Consider the following 23,087-nt stretch of genomic DNA (forward strand, 5'->3'; position numbering starts at 1 on the left):
TGGCGTTTTTTTCATGCGGCTGTTTCCAGCCCGGCCTGACGTCAGACGTAGCTGGCCAGGCTGCCCTTCATTTTCTTCAGCGCGACCGCTTCGATCTGCCTGATGCGCTCGGCCGACACGCCGAACTCATCCGCCAGTTCATGCAGGGTTGCGCCTGAACCGTCGTCATTGGCCAGCCAGCGCGCCTCGACGATGCGGCGGGAACGCGGATCGAGCTTCTCCAGAGCACTGGCCAGGCCCTCCGATTGCAGCCGGTCGAACGCCTGCGCTTCCAGCACCTTGCTGGGTTCCGAGTTATCGGAAGACAGGTAGGCGATTGGCGAGAACTTGTCGTCCTCGTCATCCGTCGGCGCTTCCAGCGCGATGTCGCGGCCGGACAGCCGGGTTTCCATCTCGATCACTTCCTCGCGCTTCACATTCAGCGTCTTGGCCAGCGCGTCCACCTGCGCCGGCGTCATCGAGTCCAGGCCTTCCTTGTGACTGCGCAGATTGAAGAACAGCTTGCGCTGCGCCTTGGTGGTTGCCACCTTGACCAGCCGCCAGTTCTTCAGGATGTACTCATGCATTTCGGCCTTGATCCAGTGCATCGCATAGGACACCAGACGAACGCCCTGGTCCGGATCGAAACGCTTGACTGCCTTCATCAGACCGATATTGCCTTCCTGGATCAGGTCGGCGTGCGGCAGGCCGTAACCCAGATAGCCGCGCGCGATCGATACCACCAGCCGCAGGTGCGACAGCACCAGGCCCTGGGCCGCAGCGAGGTCATTGCTGTCACGCCAGCGACGCGCCAGGGACACTTCCTCCTCCTGCGTCAACATGGGCAGGCGGTTTACCGCGGAAATATACGCGTCGATATTGCCCAGATTGCCAGAGAAACCGAGGGCCAGTGCATTTTGGCCTGCAGCTACTATCGCATCCGACGAGGTCGATGCTTTCATGCTTTCTCCTTGCTAACTAGACGTAAATTTGTCTTGACTAAACGAAATCTTTTGCAGGTTCTATATTAGCACTCCCGCATCCGGACTGCTAATCGGCTATTCCAACCGAAAGGATAGGGAAAAACCTATCGACAATCCGCGAAAGATACACAGTCTTGCTGAAATTTTAGAACCCAGACCAAGCCGAAAGTTTGCCGGCCCGACCGCTGTATGGGGGGATATGACGAATCGATCAACGCACCAGGTTGATCGACATAGCAAATGTTTACACTGGATGAACGAGATAGACGTTGGTAACGGACAAGAAAGAAAACCGCTGAAGAAGTTGCCTTACTGTGACCCGCCCGCTCTGCAATTGTTCCCGGCAATGTTCAGTTAGCGCGCCCGAGATGACGCCGAACCGATAACATCGCGCCGCACAGGCCCAGGAATGCACTCAGCAGCAGCAAGACCGCGGTCAGCAGCCAGCCCAGCGGCAGCAACTGGAATTCGGACGCATAGAGCCGGGCGAATTCCGCAATGGCGGCATTCAGCGGACGCATGCCCAGGGCCACCACGCCTAGCGCAAGCGCACCGGCAGCCAGCCCGAGCAGCGCGCCACTGTAATAGAAGGGCCGGCAGATGAAGCCGTCGGTGGCGCCAACCAGCCGCGACACCTCGATTTCCTCGCGTTGCGTCATTACCTGCAGCCTTATGGTATTGAACACCACCGCCACCACCACCACGCCCAGCGTGGCTGCCAGGAACAGCAGCGCCATTCTCAGGACATTGAGCAATGCCGACAGCCGCTGTACCCAGGCCGAATCCACCTGCACATATTCCACGCCCGGCAATGCCTTGATCTGTACTGCGATGTCGTCCACGCGACGGGCCTCCTGCGCATTCTCGAAGCCGGCCAGTTTGAGCACATAGCTGTCCGGCAGCGGATTATTGCCCAGCGTGGTGACTGCGTCGGCAATGGCGCTGCGTTCCTTCAGCGCGCTCAATGCATTTTCCCGGGGGATGAATTCGATGGTGCCGCCGGTCTGGCTGGCCTGCAGCACCCGCTGGATTTCCGGCGCCAGCGCCGAGGCGCGCGGACGCGGCGTGTCCATCGAGAGGAAAACACTGATTTCCGGTTCGACCGCCAACTGGGCCGACACCGGCCGCATGTTTTCCAGCACAGTCAGGCCGGCGAAGGGCAGGGCCAGCGCGATCGCCACCACCAGCACATTGAAGGCGAAGCTGCCAAAGCCGCGTCCCGGACGCGGAATCGCGCCCTTCAGGGCAAACACATGCTGTCGCAACCACACTTTCATGCCACATCCTCTTCCACCGGATTACGCCGCCAGGCTTCGGTGACCCGGCCCTGGCTCAGATAAATCACGCGGTCGGCGCGATCCAGAAAATATTCATCGTGGGTCGATATCACGCAGGTCACGCCGGCGCCATGGAATGCCTTCAGCGTCGACAGCACAAGGTTGGCGCTGTCGCGGTCGAGGTTGGCAGTCGGCTCGTCGGCGATGATGACCTGCGGCCGGTGCACGATGGCGCGCGCGATCGCTACCCGCTGCTGCTCGCCGCCCGACAGGCTCAGCGGCATGCTGGCCGCCTTGGACAGCAACCCGACCTTGCCCAGCGCGGCGCGGGCGCGCTTTTCCGCATCCTCGCCGGCGATGCCGGCGACCACCAGCGGCAGCATCACATTGGCCAGCACATTGCGATCCATCAGCAGGCGCTGTTCCTGCAGGATCAGGCCGAGCTTGCGGCGCAGATACGGCAGGCCGCGCTGCCTGATGCTGCTGACTTCCTGGCCATTGACAAGCACCCGGCCGGCGCTGGGCCGTTCGATGGCGGCAATCATCTTCAGCAGCGTGGACTTGCCGGCGCCGGACGGGCCGGCCAGGAACACCAGTTCACCGCTGGCAATGGACAGCGACACCTCCGACAGGGCAGCCGATCCGCCCGGATACAGCTTGGAGACATCGTGAAATTCGATCATGGCCATGTGTAATCGCTTCCCCGGATGCGCGTCAGCTCAGCAGCGCGTCGACAAAGTCTTCGGCATTGAAGGGCTGCAAATCCTCGATCTTCTCGCCTACGCCGATGAAATAGACCGGCACCGGCCGCACCTTGGCGATCGCCGCCAGCACGCCACCCTTGGCGGTGCCGTCGAGCTTGGTGATGACCAGGCCGGTCAGGCCGAGCGCATCGTCGAACGCCTGCACCTGGGCCAGCGCGTTCTGGCCGGTGTTGCCATCGATGACCAGCAGCACTTCATGCGGGGCCGAAGCCATGCCCTTGCCGATCACGCGCTTGATCTTCTTCAGTTCATCCATCAGGTGCAACTGGGTCGGCAGGCGGCCTGCGGTGTCGACCATCACCACGTCGGTCTTTCTGGCCTGCGCCGAATGCACCGCGTCGAAGGCCACCGCGGCCGGGTCGCCCGACTGCTGGGAAATGACGGTGACGTTGTTGCGCTCGCCCCAGACCGTGAGCTGCTCGCGCGCCGCCGCGCGGAAGGTGTCGCCGGCGGCCAGCAGCACCGACTGGCCATGCGCCTGCATGTGCTTGGCCAGCTTGCCGATGGTGGTGGTCTTGCCGGCGCCGTTGACGCCGGCAATCATCAGCACCAGCGGCTGCTCGCGTCCCAGCACCAGCGGCTTCTGCAGCGGCGTGAGCAGTTCCACCATCAATGCCCGCAGCGCGGTCTTGACCTGGGCAGCGTCGGTCAGCTTCTGTTCCTTGACCCGGCGCTTGAGGCCATTGAGCAGGAACTGGGTCGCCTCCACGCCGGCATCGGCCATCAGCAGCGCCGCTTCCAGCTCTTCATAGAGTTCGTCGTCGATGCGGGCGCCGACGAACAGGGTGGTCAGATTGGTCGAGGTCTTGGACAGGCCGGCCTTCAGGCGCCTCATCCACGATTGCCGCGTTTCGGCAGGCGTTTCCACCGGCACCACGACTGCCTGCGGCGCAGCGGCGGCGGGCTCGGGAATGGCTTGCGGGGCCAGGGCTGGCGCAGTGGGCGCAGCTGGCGGGGCAGGCGCCGGGGCCGGTGCGGTCGCTGGCGGCGCAGTCTCGGTATCGGTGGGCGTGTCTTTGGGTTTGCGCTTGAAGAAACTGAACATCGGATCGGGAGTCGTTGCGGTCAATGGCGCCAGGCAACCGGGATGGCTGCAAGCGGATACAATCAGTGCCTTGTTTTTCGGAACGCCAGAGCCGCATGCGGCGTGGAAAATCGGGTTCTCTATTCTAGCAGAGCGAGACTATGAAATTTCGTATCAAGGCAATCGCCTCGGCCTGCATGCTGGCCATCTGCTCGCTGGCCGCAGCCGAGCCGGCGCAGGAATTCATGCTGGACAATGGCATGAAGATCATCGTCAAGGAGGATCATCGCGCCCCGACCGCGGCCCACATGATCTGGTACCGCATCGGTTCCATGGATGAATTGAACGGCACCACCGGCGTGGCCCATGCGCTGGAGCACATGATGTTCAAGGGCACCAAGAGCCTGAAGCCCGGCGAGTTCAGCGCGCGGGTGGCCGCGCTGGGCGGGCGCGAAAATGCCTTCACCAGCAAGGATTACACCGGCTATTACCAGCAGATCGAGAAGTCGCGGCTGGAGGCGGTGATGGCGCTGGAAGCGGACCGCATGGCCAACCTGGTGTTCGACAAGGAAGAATTCTCGCGTGAAATCCGGGTGGTGATGGAAGAGCGGCGCCTGCGCACCGACGACCAGCCCCAGGGCAAGCTCAATGAAGCCCTGAACGCGGCCGCCTTCAAGGCCCATCCCTATCACCATCCCATCGTCGGCTGGATGAATGACCTGCAGAACATGACCGTGGACGATGCCCGCGCCTGGCATGATCGCTTCTACGCGCCCAATAACGCCACCATGGTCGTCACCGGCGATGTCGATGCGCAGCAGGTCAGGGCGCTGGCGGAAAAGCATTTCGGCAAGATCGCGCCCAAGCGCATCCCGGTCACCAAGCCGCAGGAAGAGCCGGTGCAGGAAGGCATCCGGCGGATCACGGTCAAGGCGCCCGCGGAAAATCCCTATGTGGCGCTGGCATTCAAGGCGCCGACCCTGCGCGATGTGGAAAAGGATGACGACGTGCATGCGCTCGACGTGCTGTCGGCGGTGCTGGACGGCTTCGACAATGCGCGGCTGCCGGCGCGCCTGGTGCGCACCGAGCGGGTCGCCAACTCGGTCGGCGCCAGCTATTCGGCCAATGCGCGCGGCCCGGTGCTGTTCGTGCTCGATGGCGTGCCAGCCGCCGGCACCAGCACCGAGCAGCTGGAAAAGCTGTTGCGCGCTGAAGTGCAGCGCATTGCCCAGGAAGGCGTGACCGAGGATGAGTTGAGGCGCGTGAAGAACCAGCTGATCGCCAGCCAGATCTACAAGCGCGACTCCATCTTCGGCCAGGCGATGGAGATCGGCGTGATGGAAATGACCGGCATTTCCCACCGGCAGATCGACCGCATCATTGAAAAGCTGGGCCAGGTCACGGCGCAGCAGGTGCAGTCGGTGGCGGCCAAGTATTTCAACGATGACCAGCTGACCGTGGCCACCCTGGTGCCATTGCCCCTGGCTGACAAGAAGCCCGCAGCGCCGCCCGCCGGCCTGCGCCACTGAGGACATGACTTCATGCCAAACAAGATCTCTTTCATGCACAAGTTTTTCCTCGCATTGCTGCTGACCCTGTCCGTTGGCGCCGCCCATGCCGCCCTCAAGATCGAGCACTGGACGCTGGCCAACGGCGCCCGCGTCTACTTCGTCGAGAGCCATGCGATTCCGGTGGTGGACATGAGCGTGGAATTCGATGCCGGCTCGCGCCGCGACCCGCAGGCCAAGACCGGCGTGTCGGGCCTGGCCAATGCGATGCTGGCGCGCGGACTGCGCGAGGCGAAGCTCGATGACGGCACGGTCGAGCCGGCGCTGACGGAGGCGCAGATATCGGAAGCCTTCGCCAATATCGCCGCCCAGCGCGGCGGTGGCGGCGGCAGCGACCGCGCCGGCGCCTCGCTGCGCACCCTGTCTTCCAGGGCAGAACGCGATGAAGCGGTGCAGCTGCTCGGGCGCCTGCTGGCCCAGCCCAGCTATCCGGCCGACCTGCTGGAGCGCGACAAGGCGCGCGTGGCGGCGTCGATCCGCGAAGGATTGACCCGGCCGGAAGTGATTGCACAGCGCACCTTTTCCCGGACCGCCTACGGCGAGCATCCCTATGGCCGCGAGGAAACGGTGGAATCGATCGAGTCCATCAACCGTGAAGACCTGGTGGCATTCCATGCCGCCCACTATGTCGCCAATCATGCGGTGGTGGCGCTGATAGGCGACGTGTCGCGCGAGCAGGCCGATGCGATCGCGCAGCAGCTGACGCGCCGCTTGCCGCAGGGCAGCGCGCTGCCGCCGCTGCCTGCCACGCCGCCGGCCCAGGCAAGGGAAGAGTGGATTGCGCATCCGGCCTCGCAGTCGCATGTGCTGATCGGCGCGCCTTCCCTGCAGCGCGGCGACCCGGATTTCTTTGCGCTGACCGTGGGCAACTACATTCTTGGCGGAGGCGGCTTCGTCTCGCGCCTGACGCGCGAAGTGCGCGAGAAGCGCGGCCTGGCCTACAGCGTCTACAGCTATTTCAGCCCGCTGGCCCAACCCGGCCCGTTCCAGATCGGCCTGCAGACGCAGAAGGCGGAAACCGCCACCGCGCTGAAGGTGGCGCGCGATACGCTGGGCGACTATCTGCGCAACGGACCCACCGCAGCCGAACTGAAGGCGGCCAAGGACAACCTGATCGGCGGCTTTGCCCTGCGCATCGACAGCAACCGCAAGATCCTGGACAACCTGGCCGTCATCGGCTTCTATGGCTTGCCGCTGGACTATCTCGACACCTGGACCGCCAACGTGGAAAAGGTCACCATCGCCGACATCCGTGCCGCGTTCGGCCGCAAGATCGCGGATGACCGCCTGGTCACTGTCGTGGTCGGCATGCAGAAGCCATGAAGCATCATCGTACCGGCGCATCGCGCCAGGCAACCGCCGCGCCACGCCATGCGCCGCGCCAGGTGCGCATTATCGGCGGCCAGTGGAAGCGCACGCCGCTGCCGGTGATGGATGCCGAGGGCTTGCGGCCCACGCCCGACCGCGTGCGCGAAACCCTGTTCAACTGGCTCGACCATCTGCTGGACCGCGACTGGCACGACCTGCAGTGCCTGGACCTGTTTGCCGGCAGCGGCGGGCTCGGCCTGGAAGCGGCCAGCCGCGGCGCGGCGCGGGTGCTGATGGTGGAGTCGCAGCCGGCGGCGGCGCGCCAGTTGCAGGCCATTTGCGACAAGCTCAAGGCTGACCAGGTGGAAGTGCGGCGCGGCGACGCGCTGGCCACCGCGGCTGCGATGGCCCAGTCCGATACCCGGTTCGGCCTGATTTTCCTGGATCCCCCCTACCATCAGAATTGGCTGCAGCGTATGCTCCCGCTATGCGAACGCCTGCTGACGCCAGGCGGGCTGGTCTATGTCGAAGCCGAGATGGCGCTCGACACCGCGCCGCTGCCCGAATGGCTGCAGGGATGGCAACTGCTGCGGTCGGATCGCGCAGGCATGGTTCATTACCATCTTTTCACTCTTCAACCTGCTGCTTAATCAGGCATAATGCGCGTTCAATTTAGGGAGCCATCATGGTCACAGCCATTTATCCGGGAACGTTCGATCCGCTGACACGTGGACATGAAGATCTGGTGCGCCGCGCGTCGGGTCTGTTTGACACGCTGGTGGTCGGGGTTGCCGACAGCAAGGCCAAGCGGCCGTTCTTTTCGCTGGAAGAGCGACTGACCATTGCCAACGAGGTGCTGGGTCACTATCCGAATGTGAAGGTGGAAAGCTTTTCCGGCCTGCTCAAGGATTTCGTGCGCACCCATGACGCCCGCGTGATCGTGCGTGGGCTGCGGGCAGTGTCTGACTTCGAATATGAATTCCAGATGGCGGGCATGAACCGTTACCTGCTGCCGGATGTGGAAACGCTGTTCCTGACGCCGTCGGACCAGTACCAGTTCATCTCGGGCACCATCGTGCGCGAGATCGCGGTGCTGGGCGGCGACGTGTCCAAGTTCGTTTTCCCGTCAGTGGAAAAATGGCTTAAGCAGAAAATTGCCGAGCAGGCTGCCTGAGCCAGGCATGAGGAGTTGCCAGTCATGGCCTTGCTGATTACCGACGAATGCATCAACTGCGACGTTTGCGAGCCGGAATGCCCGAACGAGGCAATCTATCTCGGCGAGGAAATCTACGAGATCGATCCCCATAAATGCACCGAGTGCGTCGGGCATTTCAGCGAGCCGCAGTGCCAGCAGGTCTGCCCGGTCAGCTGCATTCCATTCAATCCTGCCTGGCGCGAGACCCGCGAGGAATTGCAGGCCAAGTACGAGCGGCTGCAGGCGGAGAAGGACGAGAAGGCCGGAAAGTAGGACCGCTGGCCGTTCCGTCTTTCCCTGGCATTGCCTGCGGTGGCAGGCACGCGAGCCTGGCCTCAGAACGCCAGTTCCAGTGCCACTTCCTGTCCCACCCGCAGCACTTCCCCTTCGCCGCGGCTGACGATGCAGTTCATCCCGAATGCAATGCCATCGATGCCGCCGACGCCGGTCCGGTAGGTGCGCAGGATGTCGAGCGGGTCTGGGCCGGGTTCGCCGGTCTGCTGGTTGATCGAGGGAATCGGACAGCGAGGGCAGGGCTTGACCGGGCGGATCTCGCTATTTCCAATCAGCAGCCGGGCCGCATGGTCTTCCTCATGCGCCGGCGCGTCGGCGATCACGATATTGGGACGGAACCTGTCCATCGTCAGGGCTGCGCGGCCTTGCGCGAGGAGGCGGTCGTTGAGTTCGTCCAGCGAGGCCTTGCCAATCAGCAGCAGCGGGTAACCATCGGCAAACAGGGTGCCGATGTCCATGCCGCCAGTGCGCGCCGGATTGACAGGATGATGGGCGTCCGGATGAAACCGCACCAGGTGGCACGATACGCCGAGCAGGCGGGAGAACCAGGTGCGGGTCAGGTCGTCGCAGTCATAGGCTTTCAGCACGTGCTGCCACAGTTTCACCTCGCGCGTTGTCGCGTGCTCCGGGTCGGGAAGGTCCAGCGGGATTTCCAGCCGCAGCATGCCGGGTGCGCGCAGCTCCAGGGTGTCGCTGCGCAGGCGCGGCTCGATCAGCGCCATCTTCGGGTATTCGCGTTGAGTGAGGAAGTTGCCGGCATCGTCCACCAGCATCCATTCCCTGTCGTAAATGTGTTCATGCATCAGGCCGGCGCCAGTCAGGGTGGCGCTCGAAAGGCTGATGCCTGCGCAGGACTTGATCGGATAGAAAACCAGCTGGCTGATCAGGGGCATGCTTGCGGTTCCATAAGAGACGCGAAGGCCGGATTCTATCACCGGCTTACGACTTCTCCCTGCCTGCATGCGTGCCGGGATGAGGCGCCGCCACGCCGGCCCGCGGCGGCATATGGCTGGCTGCCCCGGGGTCAGTTGAACGAGAGGTCATCGAGTGCGCGCTCCAGCACCACCCGCGCTTCCAGGCAGCGTGCGCTCGCAACCGCATAGCGTATGGCCTGATGCATTTCTTCCTCCGGCGTCATGCCGTGCGTGTCGGTCATGCCGACATCGATGCGCATGATGCATTTGCGGTAAGCGTCCGCGCTCAGCTCGGCGATGGGCATTGGCTGTTTCGGGGTCATACTCGATTCTCCGTGGCGTGTGCTACGGCCCATCTATAGCAGGGGCGCCATCGGCGCTCTGTCTGCTAACCCACTTAAGCATGCTTTCCTTTGCGTCGGCTCCCATCGCTCATCCGCAAAGCCCTGTATGGTTGCAGCCCATGAATGACGCAGCAATCAGCGGATCAAGCACGGCCGGTGGCAGGACCGTGCTGCTGGTCGGGGCCACCGGCCTGGTTGGCAGCGCATGCCTGCGCCTGCTGATGGCAGACCCGACAGTGAGCAGGGTAAGGACACTGACCCGGCGGCCGCTTGCGCAGGTGCCGGCCGCCTGGAATGAACAGGGCAAGCTGGCGCAGCAGGTGGTGGACTTCGATGGCCTGGAAGCCCATCCGGCCTGGCTGGCCTGCAGCCAGGTGATCTGCGCGCTCGGCACCACGATGCGGCAGGCCGGCTCGGGCGCGGCGTTCCGCCGGGTGGATCATGATTATGTGCTGAACGTGGCGCGTCTTGCGCTTACGCAGGGGGCCAGCCATTTCCTGGTGGTCAGTTCAATGGGCGCGGATGCCCAGTCAGCCAACTTCTATTACCGGGTCAAGGGTGAGCTTGAAGATGGCCTGAAGGCACTGGGCTATCCATCATTGACCATCGCCAGGCCGTCGCTGCTGCTCGGAGAGCGTGCCGAGTGGCGCTGGGGCGAGGAGTTGGGAAAGCGGCTGGGCGTGCTGCTGCCGCCGCGCTGGCGTCCGATCGATGCTGAGCAGGTTGCGGCGGCGCTGGTGCAGGCATCCCGACTGCCTGACGTCGGCGTACGGCTGCTGGAAAATGCGCAGCTCAAAAAAATTGCGTTGACTCCCTGACGGGAAGTCAACGCCATTTCTCAATGCCGGCAGTGTCGCAGCCGGTCAGAGGGTAGCCTGCTTACTTCTGCTTGGCGTGGCTGCACTTGAGCCGGTCGTATTCCTTCTTCACGCCGGCATAGCATTCGCATGCCCGGTTTTCTAGGCCCACGCGGTCCATTACCGTGATGTGTCCGCGACGGTACTGGATCATGCCTTCATCCTGCAGCTTGCCGGCGGCCTCGGTCACGCTTTCACGGCGCACGCCCAGCATGGTGGCGATCAGTCCCTGGGACACGGCCATTTCATTGGACGGCAGGCGATCCAGCGTCAGCAGCAGCCAGCGGCACAGCTGCTGCATCACGTTATGGTGGCGGTTGCAGACGGCGGTATGCGACATCTGCGCAATCAGCGCATTGGTATAGCGCAGCAGCGACTGTTGCAATGCGCCGCCGCGGCGGAATTCTTCCATGAACACGCTGGCCTTCAGGCGGAAGCCGTAGCCGGCGCTCTTGACCACTGCCCGGTTCGGGCTGGCGCCGCCGCCCATGAAGAGCGTCACGCCGACGATGCCTTCATTGCCGATCACGGCAATCTCGGCCGATGCGCCGTCGCGGGTTTCATACAGCAGCGAAACGACGCTGCTGGTCAGGAAGTAGACATGGTTCATCTGGGTTTCGGCTTCGCATACCGTCATGTCGAATGGCATGGAGATGAATTCCAGATGCGGCAGCAGCCGTTCGAAGTCTTCTTCGGGAAGCGCATTCAGCAGCTGGTTCTGTTTCGGGTTGTGGCCATAGAGCGCGCTGATGCGCACTGGCGCAACGGCGGGATGGCGTGGCTGCGCAGGCTTGCCTTCGGCCTTCTTTCTGGCGACCGGCGCCATGGCCGGCTTTGCAACTGCCCGTTCCGTAGCAGTGCCGAAAGCATTCATTACGTTTGCCATGATTGATTCCCCCGTGATCTTGTTCGACGTTTCCATGAAGGCATCATTGCATAGCGTCAGCGAACGCAGCATCGGTGTAAATCCCATTTGTCTGTGGGATTGCGCTGACATTTGTGTAAGGCTGGAAGGGGGAGGCGTAGGACTCTGCAGCAGAGAAGAAATCAGGCGGGGATAAGACAGAAACCGGGCGAGCGCATAATGTCATGCGCTCGCCTGCAAAGCTCAATCGATCAGGTTCTGCTTGATCGCGTAATAGATGATGTCGGCATTATTGGTCATGTTCATCTTTTCCAGCACCCGGGAACGATAGGTGCTGACAGTCTTCACGCTCAGGCATAGCTCGTCGGCGATCTTGGTTACGCCCTCACCCTGGCCCAGCTTGTAAAAGATCTGGTATTCACGTGCCGAGAGCATTTCATGCAGAGGCTTCTCGGTATCCGCGCTGGCCGGGTCCGCCGTCAGCAGTTCAGCCACCGCAGGGCTGATGTACTTGTGGCCTCTAACAATGGTGTTGATCGCGTTGACCAGTTCCGTTGCCAGTGCTTCCTTCTGCACATAACCCGAGGCGCCGCTGCGCAGAATCTGCACCGCGTAGCGGCTCTCGGGATGCATGCTCAGCATCAGCACGGGCAACTCGGGTTTTTCGCGCTTGATCTGTTTCAGCACTTCCACGCCGCTCTTGTCAGGCATCGCGATGTCGAGCAGGACGATATCGAATTCCTGGGACCGGATCAGGCGTATGGCTTCCTGGGCCGTTCCCGCTTCAGCGGCGATCTCCATGCCGGGAATCTCTGAAATGAAATAGTGGACCCCGGCGCGCACAACTGCATGGTCGTCAACTACAAGGATTTTTATCATAGGTATTGCGACTTTAAATCAGGTTTGCATCGAAGTGTTTGTGTTCACTACGCTTCGACGCGTAGTGAAAAAAGCCATAAGTTTCTGCCGAAGATTGTAGCGTTTTCATCCCATGTCAAAACATCTTTTTGCATCCCATTCGATCCAACCGTACACCATTGCTGCCATAGTTCAACAAGCCTCAATGCTTTAAACCTAAAGTGGCTTTTTTTACTTTCGGTTACAGTGCGTTGCAGGGGCTTGCTGGTTCGACCGGAGAGCCGGACAAAAATTCCATGCACCTCGACAGTAAGCGTCATGAAATTTCCGTTTTTCCTACAAAGTGTCGGGGGGCTGTCCTATATGTGCGCACCTGCCCAGGTGCTACGATTCTTGCCAAGGGCCAATGCTATTCGCAGAGTGCGGAAACCTGTGTGGTCCTCCTTTGGAGCGCATCATGGAACTGGTTCTTTTCTCGGCGATCGCAGTTGTGCTGTCGTGGCTGGCCGCCATTGCCATCTTTTCGAGCAAGCCTCAGGCCAGCCTGGCACGGGGTATTCTTGCCAGTGCAGGCGTAGTACTGGGTGCGTGGGCCACGACAGCCAGCGCCAGCATTGCCGAGCTTGGCGAAGCATCGCTGCTGGTTTCGCTGCTGCGCGTTATCGGCTAGCGCCGGGGCAAGGGGCGGTCTTTGCGGCCGGCCTATTTCGGCCGGGAGTGCGACCTGCTCAATACAGACAATGGGCGATCGGTGAATAATGTTATAAATATTCAACTGAGACGCGCGGAGGACAGGCGATGAATGACCGCGCAACTGACTCAATTACATCTGGGCATACAAACGGGATGAGACTTCTCGACCATGAACATACAACGAGAGCGCTTCAACGCGACGCAGGCCGGCACATGATGCCGGCTCAGCGCGATGCATCGTTGATTGAACAGAAGCAGGCGGCGTTGCGGGTGATGCTGGTCGAGGACTCGCACATCATCAGCGATCTCATCAGTGAAAACCTTGCGCGTATTCCCAAGCTGCGACTGCTGGGCATCGCAGAGACCGAAACCGAGGCCCTGTCCATGCTGCAGGAGCAGCCATGCGACGTGCTGATCCTGGACATTCAGCTGCGCCAGGGCAATGGCATCAATCTGTTGCGGGTTCTTTCAGCCGATCCGGCTTATGCGAAAACCCTCAAGATAGTGCTGAGCAACCATGTCAGCGGTACCTATCGCCGCATCTGCGAACAGTATGGCGTGCAGTTTTTTTTCGATAAGACCAGCGAATTTCCACAACTGCAAACGCTGCTGTCGCGTCTTTCACAGACCGGCATCGACAGTTGAGATGAGAGGCGCATGCTTCCGTGGTGACTGATCAATCCGCTCGCGACGGGAAGGACACCGGGTTATCCGGCCGGATGTCGGGAATGGAAGGCGAACGCCGTGCCGGCGCCCACCTCCCTCGCCGCGCCTTGCCGTTTGCCTTGCTGGCGATGGCTGGCGTTAACTTCGCGCTGTATCAGGGCGCGGTTCACAGCCTGTATTCCTCGCCGATGCTGGTGTTCCTGCTGACGCTGGCAGACTGCTTCATCCTCCTCCTGATGTTCTGGCAGACTGCCCGCCTTGCCGACCGCGCGCATCAAGAGCTGCGCCACGCCACTAGCGGTCTTTCGGAAACCATGTCCCTTCTGGCCGCTGTCAGTGATAGCACCGCCGATCCGATCTTCGTCAGGAACCGTGATGGCGTGCTGGTCTTTGCCAATCCTGCGGGCCTGCGCATGCTGGGCAAGAGCCGTGAGCAGGCAATCGGCCAGCCGCTGGGCGCCCTGCTGGCCGACGCTGGCGGCCTGGGCCATGAAGCGCTGGATGACATGCGTGTGGTCCAGGAAAAGGTGTCGCTCACCGTGGAGCATGGCGTGGGGCCGTCGGAGGCGAGACGAACCTTTGCGACAACCATGTCGCCATGGCTGGGTCCGGACGGCGAGGCGCTCGGCATGGTCTGCATCAGCACCGACATCAGCAGCCGCAAGGAGGCGGAAGACACGCTGCGCGCCCGCGAGTCGCGGCTGGAAGAGATCGTTGCGCGGCGCACGGCCACGCTGCGGCGCCTTGCCGACCATCTGGAAACGGTGCGCGAGGAAGAAAAGCGCGCCATCGCGCGCGAACTCCATGACGACATGGGCGCATCGCTGACATCCCTGTCCATGCACATGGAAGGCGCTTACCCGCTGCTTCCCAGCGATACCCAATGGATCGAGCGCAAGGCCAAGATCCAGAACCTGCTGCGCTCGCTGGTCACGACGACACGGCGCATGCAGACCGAATTGCGCCCCACCATGCTGGACCTGTTCGGCATCAAGGCCGCGATCCATGAGTTGATCGATGACTTCAGGCAGCGCGGCACCATCGAGTACGACCTCAGCCTGCCGGACGAGGACATCGCCATCGGCCACAAGCTGGAAATCACCGTCTACCGCATGCTGCAGGAAATACTCAACAATGTGGTCAAGCATGCGCAGGCCACCCATGTCGACATCATCCTGGATGTGGATGAAGACCGCGTGGCGCTGACCGTGCGCGATAACGGCATCGGACTGTCGCCCGAAAGCCGCAACCGGCCCAACGCCTATGGACTTCGTGGCCTTCAGGAGCGCGCCGCCTTCCTTGGCGGCACCGTCTCCTTCTCCAAGGGACGCAATGGCGGCACCGTGGTGTCAGTGCAGTTGCCGCTGACAAACAATCAGGTCGATCCGGTAAGCCTATAATGGCAGGCGTTCGCCGCGCGTCCGACGGCGTTTCCCTTACCGAATTCCAGGAGCAGAAATCACTATCCGCGCCAACAACGAGCCCGCAATGCGCATCCTGCTGGTCGATGACAATGAAGATGCAAGCGCATCCATGTCGGACCTGCTGAGCCTGTACGGCCACCAGGTCCGTACCGCCGCCGACGGTGTGTCGGCGCTGGACATTGCAGAGCAGTTCCATCCGCAACTGGTGTTGTCCGATATCGGGCTGCCCGGCATGGATGGCTATGCGCTGGCGCCCGCGCTGCGCCGGCTTGCAGGCGGCCGGCGCATGGTGATGGCCGCCGTCACCGGCTATGGCCAGTCCAGCGATCGGGAACGGGCAATGCGCGCCGGCTTTGATCACCACCTGGTCAAGCCGCTGGCCGCCGAGGTGCTGCTCAGGTTTATCGACGAGCAGCGCCCGTCCCTGTGCGGCGAGATGTCATGACATCATCCGGCAGGAACGAAGCACTCGACACGGAAAATGCCCGCCTCCGGGCCATGCTGGCCCATGCCGAGGAAGTCAGCGAGCTCGAAAAACTGCAGCTGGCACGCACGCTGCACAATGAGTTTGGATCGGCGCTGACGGCGCTGGCAATGCGCATGGCGCTGCTGGCACGCCAGCCCGCCGATGCGCCCGGCGCTGCCGAGCAATGGGCAAAGGCCAATGCCATCCTGGCCGGGCTGACCCGCACCGCGCGGCAGGTCCAGAGCGAGTTGCGGCCGGGTGCGCTGGATGTGGTCGGGCTGAAAATGGCGCTGGAAGAATACCTTGCCGATTTTGGCGAGCGTCATGCGATCGGGGTAACGCTTGCGCTGCCCGATGACGAGCTTGCGCTGGAGCCGGCGCAGGCGGTTGCGCTGTTTCGCATGTTTCAGGAATTGCTCACGAATGTGCGCCTGCATGCCGGCGCCAGCCAGGTACAGGCAAGCCTTGCGCTGGATGGTCCGGCACGGAAGGTCACCCTGAGCGTGGCCGACAATGGCGCTGGCTTCGACGCGGCTGCCTGTGACCTCCAGCGCAGCCATGGCTTGCGCCGCATCGCCGAGCGCGCCGCCTTTTTCGGCGGCGCCATGCAGCTCGACAGCGCAGCCGGGCAGGGCACTCGCGTTGCGGTCACGCTTGCGCTTGCAAACCCTTCGCCGAACCACCGCTCCACGGATCCACTGGACAACTGAATAACCGAGCCATTCACCTCTGCCATGAGCTTTCGCACCTTCGACCTGAATCTGCTGCGCATCTTCGACGCCGTGATGACGGAGCAAAACCTGACCCGTGCCGCCGAGCGCCTGGCCACTACCCAGCCAGCCGTGTCGAATGCCCTGAAGCGCCTGCGCGAAACACTGGATGATGAACTGCTGGTGCGCACCGCGCATGGCATGAAGCCGACCGCCCGCGCCGAGGAACTGTGGCCTGCGGTGCGCAGTGCACTGTCGTCGCTGGAGGCGGCGATTGCGCCGGAAAACTTCGATGTCTCCGAAACCCATGCCACCTTCCGCCTGGCTATGGCGGATTCCACCGCGTCGCTTCTGTTGCCGCGGCTGATGCGGGCCATCAAGGAAGAGGCGCCGGGCGTGGATATCCGGATGCTGCCGCTGACCACGCGCGACCCGCGCGCCATGCTGCTGCAAAGCGATATCGACATGGCGATCGGGAATTTTCCGGGCGTGGTGGCGCAGCTGAGCGGCGGCCAGAGTTCGGTGTCGGCCATCCGCCACCAGCGCCTGTACAGCAGCGAGTCGGTCTGCATCATGCGCAAGGACCATCCACTGGCGTCGACCGAGCTGACGATCGACAGCTACTGCGCCGCCCACCATGCGCTGGTGAGCTTTTCAGGCCGCGCGCACGGGCCGGCGGATGAAGCGCTGGCCGCGATGGGCCGGCAGCGCCGCATTGCCCTGACCGTCAATCAGTTCTATACCGTGGGCAGGGTAGTCGCGGGCACCGACCTGATCTCGGTGGTGCCGCGCCATCTGGTGGCGTCGACAGGCGTGATCGAGTCGCGGGTGGCCAAGGAACTGCCGTTTGCGCTGCCCATCGTGCACGTCGACATGCTGTGGCATGAACGCGATACCCGCAACCCTTCGCACAAGTGGATGCGCAACCACTTCGCCAGCATCAATTACGGTCTCAACGAGCAGCACGCCTGATCAGGCCTTGTCGGGCGTAGTGTCGCTGCCCGGCGCGCTGCCGGCGTCGTCATGGCGCCCGGCGCCGGATTCGCCGGGATTGCCGGCCTGCGCGGCATCTGCGGGCCGGGCTGCGGCCTTGCGCGTGGTTCTGGTCCTGGGCATGTCGTCGGTATGGCGCACCACGGCCTTGAGCCGCTGCAGCCGCGCATATTCCTCCGGATCGGTCTTTGCCAGCCGCTTTTCCCGCCAGCCGTAATACACCATCATGCCCAGCGTTGCGGCCACGCCGATGGCGAGCTTGCCCTTGTGCTCCGACAGCAGCGTCATTGCATCATCCGCGAGGCTGGTTTCGCCAGACGCGGCAGTGCTGTCGGCCTGCGGTGCGGCGGATGTTGGGGCGCTGTCTGCGCCGGCTGGGTCAACCCCCGGGACAGGTGGAATGTCCTGCTCCGGCTGGTCATCGGGAATGCTGGTCATGGTTTGCCTTTGTCTGGTTGGTGCATGCGGTGATGGCAATTAGGTGTCAAAGCAGGCAAGTGGTTCACCATGGGAACCAAAGCCGTCAAGCACTTCTCCAAATTTCCATCTCGATCAACCCATGAACGGAGACGACCATGCCTACCGGAGACAAGTCGGCCTATACCGACAAGCAGAAGCGCCAGGCCGAGCATATTGCAGAAGGCTACGAGAAGCGGGGCGTACCCGAGAAGGAAGCCGAGCGGCGTGCCTGGGCGACGGAGAACAAGGTGTCTGGCGGCGGCAAGAAGTCCGGCAGCGGCCGCAAGGCAAGCTGATGCCGTCAAGGCCGCTGCCAGCGCGCATCAGCGTCCCGTGGCCTGGAAGGCGCCTGGAAGCGAAGGCGCGCCATTCAGGCGCCTGGTGCCGGCCGGATGTGCATATTCCGCGCGCGGCGTCAGGTCGATGCCGTTGGCCGTGCCCGGCGGCTGGTATGCGCCAGGCAGCGGATAGTCCGGTCTCATGCGGTAGTCCAGCCGTTCGGGCGCTGCGAAGGCATCGCGGCCGACGCTGAAGTTGCCGCCTGATTCAATTTTGGTGCCGTCGGCTGGCTGCCGCTGCGGGTTCTGCTTGCCGGCAAAGATGCTGGCATCGCGCCTGCCTTCGCCGACCAGCAGATTGTTGACCGCCTTGATTGCCTGCAGGCCGGGCGCCGCGCGCAGGAAGACGCCATCCGCGGCGCGGTCGTCGACGATGGTGTTGTTGGCCAGGTAAAGCGCATTCTTGGGCCAGCGATAGCCTTCCAGGCCCACCGCAACGATGGCAGGATTGGGAGACGTGGCGCTCTGCTGGATCAGGTTGCCCACCACATAGGCCAGGCCGCCGTTCGGAAACTCGAGTTCGTAACTGGCTTCGCCGCCGGCCTCATCGGTCAGGCGGTTATAGATGATGGTGTTGTAGGCGGCGCGGCTCTTCAACAAATGGCCGCCGACCGTGCGGTGGAAGTAGCTGCCGCTGACCCGCAGCCGCGCAATGTCGCCGGCATAGAGTTGATGCGCATAGCCTTCCACCGTGCCGTTGTGGTCGAACTCGGAATTTTCGATCTCCAGTTCGGCCTTGCGGTTGCTACTGGTCAGGATGCCGTTCTCGTTGTCACGGAACAGGCAGTTGCGCAGCACCAGCTTGCCCGCCTCGAAACGAATGCCCGCGCCATTCTGCGCCGACGAGCGTGCACCAATGAATTCGATGTTCTCCACCTGGATATGGCCGCCGCGCACCACCCAGATCGCCTTGTCCTCGGCGCTGGCGCCGCCGGCATCGAGCCGGGCGCGGCCGCCGACGGCGCGTATGGTCAGCCGGTCCTGGGTGAAAATCGCGACATCGCGGCCGTACACGCCGGGATCGATCAGGATGGTATCGCCATCCCTTGCCAGCCTGGCGGCTTCGGCAATGGTGCGTATCTTGCGGCCTGGGCCGACTTCCAGCGTCATCGGCCCGGGCGGGAAGGACTTGCGCAGTGCGGCGGAAGCGGCTTCCTCGGCGGTGGACAGGCTGCGCGGCTCCAGCCGGCCGCCATCGCGCACCTCGTCCGCCGGCGTGTAGGGCTTGACGACCACGCCGCCACGGCCATCGCCGATCAGATCGCCCTTGAATGAGGAATCGGGCGGCAGCGATGGCTCGGCGGCTGTGCTGGTGGCATGCAGCGCGAGCAGGATGGGCACGGCTGCCAGGCCGCGGGCAGCGCGGTGCATCGCCGCCGGGGTTGCATGCGGGCTGCGATGCGGGGCTTGCGTTGATGAGTCGCCACGCGCGATTGCATATGCGCTGGTCTGGTGGGGCTTTGAGGTATCAATGGTCATGGAAAGCCGAATCGCATGGGCAGGAAGGCAGCAAGCCCGGCATTTGCCGGCATTGCCGGATGAAGCCGAATGGTATTCATTGTCATTGGTGCATCTTTGCTGGATTGCGGCATCGATGTGTTGATCCGATTCATCTTTTGCGTTGGAAGTGTGCTGTCGTCTGTTTGGACGTATTGAGGTTTTCAACTTGCGGGCAAGCCCGACGCTTGAGAAACGTGGCTTGATTGGACCTGCGCCGGGATTGCTTTTCACAAGCGAAATAAGTAAAGGGAACAGGCGTCCGCAGCGAACGCCCGTCCTGACAGCCTGGAAACGCCTACTTGCGCCTTTGCCTGCGGATCGCGCTCCGCAAACCAGTACGGTATTGAAGTCTGTGCGGAGACGGAGTTCTCCGGAAATGAATGGGAAAAAGCCCTGAACACTCAGGGCTTTTTCATTCAATCAATGCAGCCGAAACGGATCGGCCTGCAGTGGTCAGGCGGCGAGCCTAGATCAGACATTGAACAGGAAATTCAGCACATCCCCATCCTTGACCACATATTCCTTGCCTTCGGCGCGCATCTTGCCGGCTTCCTTGGCGCCCTGTTCGCCCTTGCAGGCGATGTAGTCGTCATAGGCGATGGTCTGGGCGCGGATGAAGCCGCGCTCGAAATCGGTATGGATCACGCCGGCCGCCTGCGGCGCGGTGTCGCCGATATGGATGGTCCAGGCGCGCACTTCCTTGACGCCGGCAGTGAAGTAGGTCTGCAGGCCCAGCAGCTTGAAGGCGGCGCGGATCAGGCGGTTCAGGCCGGGCTCTTCCATGCCGAGGTCGGTCAGGAATTCCTGCTTGTCGGCGTCGTCGAGGTCGGCGATCTCGGACTCGATGGCGGCGCAGATCGCGACGATGGGCGCATTCTGCCTGGCGGCGTATTCGGTGAGCTGGTCCAGCAGCGGATTGTTGGTGAAGCCGTTCTCGGCTACGTTGGCGACATACATCGCCGGCTTGGCGGTGATCAGGTGCAGCGGGTAGATCAGCGCCATTTCCTCGGCGTCCAGGCCCAGCGCGCGCACCGGCCGGGCATTGTCCAGCTCGGGCATGATGCGTTCCAGCAGCGTCACCAGCTTGGCCGCGTCCTTGTCGCCGGAACGGGCTTTCTTGTTTTCGCGGTGGATGGCTTTCTCCACCGTGCCCATGTCGGCCAGCGCCAGTTCGGTCTGGATGACTTCAATGTCGTCCAGCGGGCTGATGCGGCCGGCGACGTGGATCACGTTCTCATCCTCGAAGCAGCGCACCACGTTGACGATGGCGTCGGTTTCGCGGATGTGGGCCAGGAACTGGTTGCCCAGGCCTTCGCCCTTGGACGCGCCAGCCACCAGGCCGGCAATGTCGACGAATTCGACCGTGGCATGCAGCACCCGCTCGGGCTTGACGATGGCGGCCAGCGCATCGAGGCGCGCATCCGGCACTTCCACCACGCCGACATTGGGCTCGATGGTGCAGAACGGGTAGTTCTCGGCCGGGATGCCGGCCTTGGTCAGGGCATTGAAGAGGGTGGACTTGCCGACATTGGGCAGGCCGACGATGCCGCATTTGAGACTCATGGAATTCCTTTGTGATCGATGCGCAGGCGCCAGACGGGCATGGGCGATAGGGGCGGCGGCACGTCCGGGTCTGGCAGGACTGGTGCAACACGCCATGCCGCGGGCGCCGCTTTAAAAAGGGCTCAATTGTAACCCTGGCCGCTGCCCGCATCAAAAACTCTTGCCGTGGAACGAGGTCCTGCCACAACCAACTGTATCCATGATCTTGACCAAGAATTCCTCAAGACGCCCGTGGGGCCGGACGTTAATGGGCTTTTGCAAATTGTTTCTACTGGAAAGATCGACATGTCACTCAAACTGCGCCTGATTTCGGTTCTGGGCCTGCTGTCCGTGCTGCTGGTGGCCATAGGCGTGCTGGGCCTGTATGGCATGCGCAAGTCCAATGAAGGCTTGCGCACCGTCTACGAGACCCGCACCGTGTCGCTGGACCGCATCACCAACATCGACCGCAACATCGTGCGCAGCCGCCTGGCGCTGGCCGATGCCTACGCCAACCCGGCGCCCGACAAGGTGCAGGCCGAACTCGACCTGATCGCCCGCAATGACAAGCTCATTGCCGACACCATGGCGCAGTACCAGGCCGGCAATCTGGATCCGGAGGAAAGCAGGCTGGCCGGCCAGTTCGTCGAGGCCCAGCGCCGGCTGTATGCACAGGGCATGCGCCCGGCGATCGAGGCGCTGCGCGAGGGCCGGCTGGACGCGGTCAGGCAACTGGTGGCCGGCGAGATCGCCACGCTGGCGCCGACCGTGACCCAGTCGGTGGCTGCGCTGCGCAAGCTGCAGGTCGAGAATGCGCGCAGGGAGTACGAGGAAGCCATGCAGCGCTTCGCCACGCTGCGCAACGTGATGATCGCGGCGATCCTGCTTGGCCTGGCGGCAGCGGCGGCAGCCGGCGCGCTGCTGGTGCGCGCGGTGTACCGCCAGCTGGGCGGCGAGCCGGCCTACGCGGCGCAGGTAGTGGCCGCGATCGCGGCCGGCGATCTCGGCGTGACGGTCGCCACCCGTCCCGGCGACAAGGGCAGCCTGCTGCATGCGATGCAGGCCATGCAGCAGATGCTGTCCAGAACGGTCGGCAACATACGTCGCTCCAGCGACACCATCGCCACTGCGTCCGGCGAGATCGCCTCGGGCAACATGGACCTGTCGGCGCGCACCGAACAGCAGGCGGGCTCGCTGGAGGAAACCGCATCGGCAATGGAGCAGCTGACCGCAACCGTCCGCCAGAATGCCGATAATGCGCAACAGGCCAAGCAGCTTGCCATGGCCGCTTCCGGCGTCGCAAGCCAGGGCGGCCAGGTAGTGGGGCAGGTGGTCGAGACCATGAGCGCAATCGACAGCGCATCGAAGAAGATCGTCGACATCATCGGCGTCATCGACGGCATCGCCTTTCAGACCAATATCCTGGCGCTGAATGCGGCGGTGGAAGCGGCGCGCGCCGGCGAGCAGGGCAGGGGCTTTGCGGTGGTGGCGACCGAAGTGCGCAGCCTGGCGCAGCGCTCGGCGGCGGCGGCGCGCGAGATCAAGGGCCTGATCGACGACTCGGTGGAAAAGGTCGAGACCGGCGGCCGTCTGGTGGCACAGGCTGGCAGCACGATGGACCAGGTGGTGGCCAGCGTGCAGCGGGTGGCCGATATCGTTGCCGACATCAGCGCGGCCAGCAATGAGCAGAGCGCCGGGATCGGCAATGTGAACCAGGCCATCATCCAGATGGACCAGGTGACCCAGCAGAATGCGGCGCTGGTGGAACAGGCCGCGGCGGCCGCCGGCAGCCTGCAGGACCAGGCGCGCACATTGGCCCAGGAAGTCAGCGTGTTCAGGCTGGAGGGCACGCAGGCCGCGCCTGCATCGGTTGCGGCGGTTGCATTGGTTGCACCTGGCACGGCGGCCGCGGCACGAGGCCGGCTGCAGGCGCCGGCTGCGCCCAGGCGCGAGCCGGTCGGCGCAGTGCTGTCGCGGCCCGCGCCGCGCGATGGCGACTGGGAGGAATTCTGAATCGCGTCTGTGAGGTTTGAGCGGCGTTGAAAAGCGGGCACGGGTGCCCGCTT

The 23,087-nt window shown here is 63.1% G+C and carries 26 protein-coding genes; 14 read left to right on the forward strand and 12 right to left on the reverse strand.

The window, feature by feature from the left end; translation table 11 throughout:
* Positions 1-41: 41 nt before the first annotated feature.
* From rpoH to ftsY, 4 genes are all read right to left on the reverse strand, one after another.
* Positions 42-941, reverse strand: a complete 900-nt coding sequence (gene rpoH, locus IGW04_RS02320; protein WP_194711425.1) for an RNA polymerase sigma factor RpoH — start codon at positions 939-941, stop codon at positions 42-44.
* 371 nt (positions 942-1,312) lie between these two features.
* Positions 1,313-2,239 (reverse strand): cell division protein FtsX, encoded by a 927-nt coding sequence (locus IGW04_RS02325; protein ID WP_194711426.1) that lies wholly within the window; start codon positions 2,237-2,239, stop codon positions 1,313-1,315.
* Positions 2,236-2,922, reverse strand: coding sequence for a cell division ATP-binding protein FtsE (locus IGW04_RS02330; RefSeq protein ID WP_194711741.1), 687 nt, complete (start codon positions 2,920-2,922; stop codon positions 2,236-2,238). Before IGW04_RS02330 ends, IGW04_RS02325 begins: the two co-directional genes overlap by 4 nt.
* A 31-nt stretch (positions 2,923-2,953) precedes the next feature.
* Positions 2,954-4,048: a signal recognition particle-docking protein FtsY gene (gene ftsY / locus IGW04_RS02335; protein WP_194711742.1), complete on the reverse strand. Its 1,095-nt coding sequence runs from the start codon at positions 4,046-4,048 to the stop codon at positions 2,954-2,956.
* 140 nt (positions 4,049-4,188) lie between these two features.
* Between ftsY and IGW04_RS02340 the strand changes: the two genes are divergently transcribed.
* The 5 genes from IGW04_RS02340 to IGW04_RS02360 are packed head-to-tail and all read left to right on the forward strand — an operon-like array spanning position 4,189 to position 8,371.
* On the forward strand, positions 4,189-5,556 hold the full coding sequence (locus IGW04_RS02340) for a M16 family metallopeptidase (protein ID WP_194711427.1): 1,368 nt from the start codon (positions 4,189-4,191) through the stop codon (positions 5,554-5,556).
* Between the two features lie 12 nt (positions 5,557-5,568).
* Positions 5,569-6,918: a M16 family metallopeptidase gene (locus tag IGW04_RS02345; protein ID WP_228526787.1), complete on the forward strand. Its 1,350-nt coding sequence runs from the start codon at positions 5,569-5,571 to the stop codon at positions 6,916-6,918.
* Complete coding sequence (gene rsmD, locus IGW04_RS02350) at positions 6,915-7,553, forward strand: 16S rRNA (guanine(966)-N(2))-methyltransferase RsmD (RefSeq protein WP_194711428.1); 639 nt, start codon at positions 6,915-6,917, stop codon at positions 7,551-7,553. Before IGW04_RS02345 ends, rsmD begins: the two co-directional genes overlap by 4 nt.
* A 35-nt stretch (positions 7,554-7,588) precedes the next feature.
* Positions 7,589-8,077: a pantetheine-phosphate adenylyltransferase gene (coaD, locus tag IGW04_RS02355; RefSeq protein WP_194711429.1), complete on the forward strand. Its 489-nt coding sequence runs from the start codon at positions 7,589-7,591 to the stop codon at positions 8,075-8,077.
* Positions 8,078-8,101: 24 nt separating this feature from the next.
* Positions 8,102-8,371 (forward strand): YfhL family 4Fe-4S dicluster ferredoxin, encoded by a 270-nt coding sequence (locus IGW04_RS02360; RefSeq protein ID WP_194711430.1) that lies wholly within the window; start codon positions 8,102-8,104, stop codon positions 8,369-8,371.
* Between the two features lie 62 nt (positions 8,372-8,433).
* Here IGW04_RS02360 and IGW04_RS02365 read toward each other — a convergent pair whose 3' ends face one another.
* Both IGW04_RS02365 and IGW04_RS02370 read right to left on the reverse strand, forming a co-directional pair.
* Positions 8,434-9,285, reverse strand: a complete 852-nt coding sequence (locus IGW04_RS02365) for an MOSC domain-containing protein (RefSeq protein ID WP_194711431.1) — start codon at positions 9,283-9,285, stop codon at positions 8,434-8,436.
* A 131-nt stretch (positions 9,286-9,416) separates the two neighbouring features.
* Positions 9,417-9,629, reverse strand: coding sequence for a hypothetical protein (locus tag IGW04_RS02370; protein ID WP_194711432.1), 213 nt, complete (start codon positions 9,627-9,629; stop codon positions 9,417-9,419).
* A gap of 140 nt (positions 9,630-9,769) precedes the next feature.
* On the opposite strand from IGW04_RS02370, the gene IGW04_RS02375 reads away from it, so the two are divergent.
* Positions 9,770-10,468, forward strand: a complete 699-nt coding sequence (locus IGW04_RS02375) for an oxidoreductase (protein WP_194711433.1) — start codon at positions 9,770-9,772, stop codon at positions 10,466-10,468.
* Between the two features lie 61 nt (positions 10,469-10,529).
* On the opposite strand, the gene IGW04_RS02380 is transcribed toward IGW04_RS02375, so the two are convergent.
* The 3 genes from IGW04_RS02380 to IGW04_RS02390 all read right to left on the reverse strand — a co-directional run bounded on the left by IGW04_RS02380 (position 10,530) and on the right by IGW04_RS02390 (position 12,550).
* Positions 10,530-11,381 (reverse strand): Crp/Fnr family transcriptional regulator, encoded by an 852-nt coding sequence (locus IGW04_RS02380; RefSeq protein WP_228526789.1) that lies wholly within the window; start codon positions 11,379-11,381, stop codon positions 10,530-10,532.
* A 234-nt stretch (positions 11,382-11,615) separates the two neighbouring features.
* On the reverse strand, positions 11,616-12,251 hold the full coding sequence (locus IGW04_RS02385) for a response regulator (RefSeq protein WP_194711434.1): 636 nt from the start codon (positions 12,249-12,251) through the stop codon (positions 11,616-11,618).
* A gap of 47 nt (positions 12,252-12,298) precedes the next feature.
* Positions 12,299-12,550 (reverse strand): hypothetical protein, encoded by a 252-nt coding sequence (locus IGW04_RS02390; RefSeq protein WP_194711435.1) that lies wholly within the window; start codon positions 12,548-12,550, stop codon positions 12,299-12,301.
* A 137-nt stretch (positions 12,551-12,687) separates the two neighbouring features.
* On the opposite strand from IGW04_RS02390, the gene IGW04_RS02395 reads away from it, so the two are divergent.
* The 6 genes from IGW04_RS02395 to IGW04_RS02420 all read left to right on the forward strand — a co-directional run bounded on the left by IGW04_RS02395 (position 12,688) and on the right by IGW04_RS02420 (position 17,161).
* Complete coding sequence (locus tag IGW04_RS02395; protein WP_194711436.1) at positions 12,688-12,900, forward strand: hypothetical protein; 213 nt, start codon at positions 12,688-12,690, stop codon at positions 12,898-12,900.
* Positions 12,901-13,028: 128 nt separating this feature from the next.
* Complete coding sequence (locus tag IGW04_RS02400; RefSeq protein WP_228526791.1) at positions 13,029-13,568, forward strand: response regulator; 540 nt, start codon at positions 13,029-13,031, stop codon at positions 13,566-13,568.
* A gap of 83 nt (positions 13,569-13,651) precedes the next feature.
* On the forward strand, positions 13,652-14,989 hold the full coding sequence (locus IGW04_RS02405; protein ID WP_194711437.1) for a PAS domain-containing sensor histidine kinase: 1,338 nt from the start codon (positions 13,652-13,654) through the stop codon (positions 14,987-14,989).
* Positions 14,990-15,077: 88 nt separating this feature from the next.
* Positions 15,078-15,458, forward strand: a complete 381-nt coding sequence (locus IGW04_RS02410; protein ID WP_194711438.1) for a response regulator — start codon at positions 15,078-15,080, stop codon at positions 15,456-15,458.
* Positions 15,455-16,189, forward strand: a complete 735-nt coding sequence (locus IGW04_RS02415; protein ID WP_194711439.1) for a sensor histidine kinase — start codon at positions 15,455-15,457, stop codon at positions 16,187-16,189. The genes IGW04_RS02410 and IGW04_RS02415 overlap by 4 nt, the downstream gene beginning before the upstream one ends.
* 24 nt (positions 16,190-16,213) lie before the next feature.
* A complete protein-coding gene (locus IGW04_RS02420; RefSeq protein ID WP_194711440.1) occupies positions 16,214-17,161 on the forward strand; it encodes a LysR family transcriptional regulator in 948 nt (315 codons plus the stop codon).
* On the opposite strand, the gene IGW04_RS02425 is transcribed toward IGW04_RS02420, so the two are convergent.
* Positions 17,162-17,620 carry a hypothetical protein gene (locus tag IGW04_RS02425; protein WP_194711441.1) on the reverse strand — a complete coding sequence of 153 codons (459 nt, stop codon included), beginning with the start codon at positions 17,618-17,620 and terminating at the stop codon, positions 17,162-17,164. It lies immediately after the preceding gene.
* Positions 17,621-17,757: 137 nt separating this feature from the next.
* On the opposite strand from IGW04_RS02425, the gene IGW04_RS02430 reads away from it, so the two are divergent.
* Positions 17,758-17,937: a hypothetical protein gene (locus IGW04_RS02430; protein WP_194711442.1), complete on the forward strand. Its 180-nt coding sequence runs from the start codon at positions 17,758-17,760 to the stop codon at positions 17,935-17,937.
* A gap of 27 nt (positions 17,938-17,964) precedes the next feature.
* Here IGW04_RS02430 and IGW04_RS02435 read toward each other — a convergent pair whose 3' ends face one another.
* Positions 17,965-19,458: a right-handed parallel beta-helix repeat-containing protein gene (locus IGW04_RS02435; protein WP_194711443.1), complete on the reverse strand. Its 1,494-nt coding sequence runs from the start codon at positions 19,456-19,458 to the stop codon at positions 17,965-17,967.
* Between the two features lie 492 nt (positions 19,459-19,950).
* The gene (gene ychF / locus IGW04_RS02440; RefSeq protein ID WP_194711444.1) at positions 19,951-21,042 is read right to left on the reverse strand and encodes a redox-regulated ATPase YchF; all 1,092 of its coding nucleotides are present in this window, start codon (positions 21,040-21,042) and stop codon (positions 19,951-19,953) included.
* Between the two features lie 285 nt (positions 21,043-21,327).
* On the opposite strand from ychF, the gene IGW04_RS26090 reads away from it, so the two are divergent.
* Entirely contained in the window at positions 21,328-23,034 is a 1,707-nt protein-coding gene (locus tag IGW04_RS26090; RefSeq protein WP_194711445.1) for a methyl-accepting chemotaxis protein, read from the forward strand.
* Positions 23,035-23,087: the final 53 nt, after the last annotated feature.

This window comes from Noviherbaspirillum soli, from assembly GCF_015352955.1.
Classification (GTDB): Bacteria; Pseudomonadota; Gammaproteobacteria; order Burkholderiales; family Burkholderiaceae_D; genus Noviherbaspirillum_A; species Noviherbaspirillum_A soli.